At 63.2% G+C, this 3,349-nt stretch carries 2 protein-coding genes; both read right to left on the reverse strand.

Annotated features, from left to right (window positions below):
- Positions 1-311: 311 nt before the first annotated feature.
- Positions 312-1,955, reverse strand: coding sequence for a sulfatase-like hydrolase/transferase (locus ACIQ3R_RS16580; RefSeq protein WP_397419959.1), 1,644 nt, complete (start codon positions 1,953-1,955; stop codon positions 312-314).
- A gap of 83 nt (positions 1,956-2,038) precedes the next feature.
- A partial coding sequence (locus ACIQ3R_RS16585) for a TonB-dependent receptor (protein ID WP_397419960.1) occupies positions 2,039-3,349 on the reverse strand: 1,311 nt, incomplete at its 5' end.

Raw genomic sequence — 3,349 nt, forward strand, 5'->3', positions numbered from 1 at the left:
AACAAAGACGATGCCCTTCTTGCGCAGATAGCTGCGCGTCTTGCCGGTGTAGAACGAAGCGTAGGCGCCGTAGAGCGTGAACGGCCCGTCGCCCGGCCCCGGATGCGCGTCCGCAGCCTGGCGGACCTGATCGATATCAAGCGGAACGATCATGCTGTCCTCACTCGCCGCGGACCAAGAATAGCAACCAAAGACTCTGGGGAGTGAGTTTCTCTAAAGATCTAATTCCCATTCTCAGAGTATGCTGGCCCTTTTAGACAATTCAAATCCAAATACTATTGTAACGTCTGAGAATTCGCATTCATTCGAGTTCAGTTTCCCCAATAGACGTACTCGTCGTTCTCGGTCTGGCTGAAGATCAGCGAATGGTCCAACATGACCGGCGATTGGCCCAGTTCCGGCCATAGCGGCTTGGCCTGCTCGGCGTCGTGGCGGGCCAGGTCGCGCTTCAGTTCGGCCACCTTGTCCGGTCGTTCCAGCGCCAGGTTGCGCCGTTCGGTCGGGTCGTTCGATAGGTCATAGAGCCAGTCCTTGGCGGGCCGCTCCGTGACCTGCAGTTTCCAGTCACCAGACCGGACCACGCGATAAGGCCCCGTCCGCCAGAACAGCAGGTCGTGCGGGCGGCCAGCCTTTCGGCCTTCGACAAAGGGCATCAGATCAACCCCATCGATCTTCCGATCGCGAGGCGGCATCGCCCCGGCGGCCCCCACGGCTGTCCCGAAGATATCGAAGTGCGAGACCGGCGCCCGAACTGTGCTTCCCGGAGCGATTCGGGCGGGCCAGCGCATGAACAGGGGCGTGCGAATGCCCCCTTCAAAGAAAGTCTGTTTCCATCCCCGGAAGGGCCGATTGATCTCTTCAAGCCCGATGTAGTAGGCGCCGCCGTTGTCGCTGGTGAAGATCACCAGAGTGTCCTTGTCGATCCCCTGCTCTTGCAGCGCCTGCAGAACCCGGCCCACCCCCCGGTCCAGGCCCAGGATCATGGCGGCATAGGTCCGCATACGATGGTCGGCGATGTGAGGCAGGGCGTCGTAGTCCTCGCGCGTCGCCTGCAAGGGCGTATGCGGCGCGTTGTAGGCCAGGTACATGAAGAACGGCCGGTTGCGATTGGCCTCGATGGCTGCAACCGCCTCATCGGTCAGGTAGTCGGTCATGTGCTTCTTGGGCTGGAAGGCCTCGCCCCCATCCTTGCGCACATAGAACTGCAGGCTGTTCCACAGGTTGTTGTCGATCGGGTCGAAGCCCTGGAATGAGTTGACCACCCGAGGATCGGTCTTTGGCAGGAACATCGATCCGCCGCCGGTGAATCCGAGCGACTCGCTGAAGCCGCGTCGCTGTGGCTGGAACTGAGGGGATTCACCCAGATGCCACTTGCCGAGCTGGATGGTGTGGTAACCCACGCCCTGCAACAGCTGCCCTAGAGTGATCTCGCTGGTCGGCACGCCCATTTCGGCAGGGGCGATGATGTCCTTCTCGCGGTCGGCGAAGTAGACGGGGTTTCGGATGCCGTAATGGTGGGCGCGAACCTCGCGCGCGAACCTTAAGTTCACCGGCGTGAACTCGAAACCGTAACGGGTCGGATAGCGGCCGGTCATTAGGGCCGCCCGCGATGGCGCGCAGGTGCCATGGCCCGAATAGGCTTGGGCGAAGTTCGCGCCTCCGCGCCCGATGGAATCGATGTTTGGCGTCGGCACGGCGCCGCCCGCGACGCCGCCGCCGTTGAAGGTGATGTCGTTGTAGCCGAGGTCATCGACCATGATGACGATGATGTTCGGCTGCCGCCGCGTCTTGGGCGGTGCGGCCGGACCCTGTTGCCACACCACGTCTCGCGGCGGCCCAATCTCATACTGGACCCGTCCGACGGGGACGTTCGCGGGCGCCTGCGCCATCGGCGCGCTGGCGATCCCGAACGCCATCAGGCCGGTGACGGCGGACAGGGCGAGCTTCAACCGCATGCCGCGCATTTCACGCCACTCCGTTCAAGGGTTAGAACAACGGAGAGACCGCGACATGCGCAGTCTCTCGCCTCAGGCAAGATCTAGAACTTCATGCTGGCTTCGACACCGTAGGTCCGCGGCGGCGCGTACCAGCCGACAAAGCCCTGTGCCTGCGCGTTGCCGCCCGCGGAGATGAACGCGTTGAGCGGCTGCAGCGTCTTCTGCACAAAGTAGGCTTCATCGGTCAGGTTCTTGCCGTAGGCCGAAAACCGCCAGCCGTTGGGCGAACTGATCCCGGCGCGGAGGCCGAGCAAGGTCACGGAGGGCTGGAACGACCGCGGATCCAGCGTCGCTTCCTGGAATTTCGAGTCCGTGTAGCTGAGGTCACCGTTCACGTACCAATCGAGACCGGTGTCCCCGAGCGGGGCCTCCCACTGCGCCACCAGGCTGTAGGTCCATTCCGGGCTGTGCGACGGGGTGAGGCCGGTGAAGTTACAGGTCCCAGGTCGCGTGCCGACCGGCACCGAGCCCAGATTGTTGCACTGGCCGGCGCTGTAGTCCGTGAACTCGGAGTCCATGTAGGACAACGTCGCCTTCAGGGTCAGCGGCTGGATCGGACGAAGCGTCGCATCGGCCTCGACGCCGCGGACACGGCGGTCGCCCGCGTTTGATACGATGAATCCCGAGCCCGTCAGCGGATTCAGCACCGAGTCCTGGAAGTCGCTGAGTTTCATCGAATAGATGTCGGCGTTCAGGATCAGCTTGCGATCGAACAGCACCGACTTGACCCCCAGCTCGTAGGTCATCGAGGTCTCTGGACCGAACTCGACCGGAACGCCCGCGGCGGCCGAGCGGGCGTTGAAGCCTCCGGTCTTGTAGCCTGACGCGGCCAGGGCATAGATCATGACATCCGGCGCAACGTCGTACTGGGCGCCCGCCGACCAGGTGACCTTGTCTTCCTTGCGGGAGATGTCGCCCAGAAGGTTGACCGAAAACACGGCCCGGGCCGCCGGCGTGGCCGTCGGGTTCACGTCGGAGATCAGATAGCTGTCCTTGTTGTCTTTGGAATATCGCAGGCCGCCCGTGAGGCGGAACACGTCGGTGACCCGGAATGTCCCCTGTCCAAATAGGGCGGCGCTTCGGGTGTCCTGGGTGTAGTAGAAGGACGATACGTCGCCGACCTGGAAGCGACGGCCGGGCGCAGGCGGGAGGACCCGGTTCGCGTGAGGACCCAGGGCGGTCCGGGTGGTGTAGGTGATCCCTTGGGAAAACAGGAACACCCCGGCGATGTAGCTGAAGCGTTGTTCCAGCGGAGAGGTGAGCCGGAACTCCTGGCTGTAGCCTTCTGAACGCAGGAACTGCCGGCTGCCGAACGGAACCGTGGTGATCTGCGGCAGCATGTCGGCCGCCAG

Source organism: Phenylobacterium sp. (assembly GCF_044371015.1).
Classification (GTDB): domain Bacteria; phylum Pseudomonadota; class Alphaproteobacteria; order Caulobacterales; family Caulobacteraceae; genus Phenylobacterium.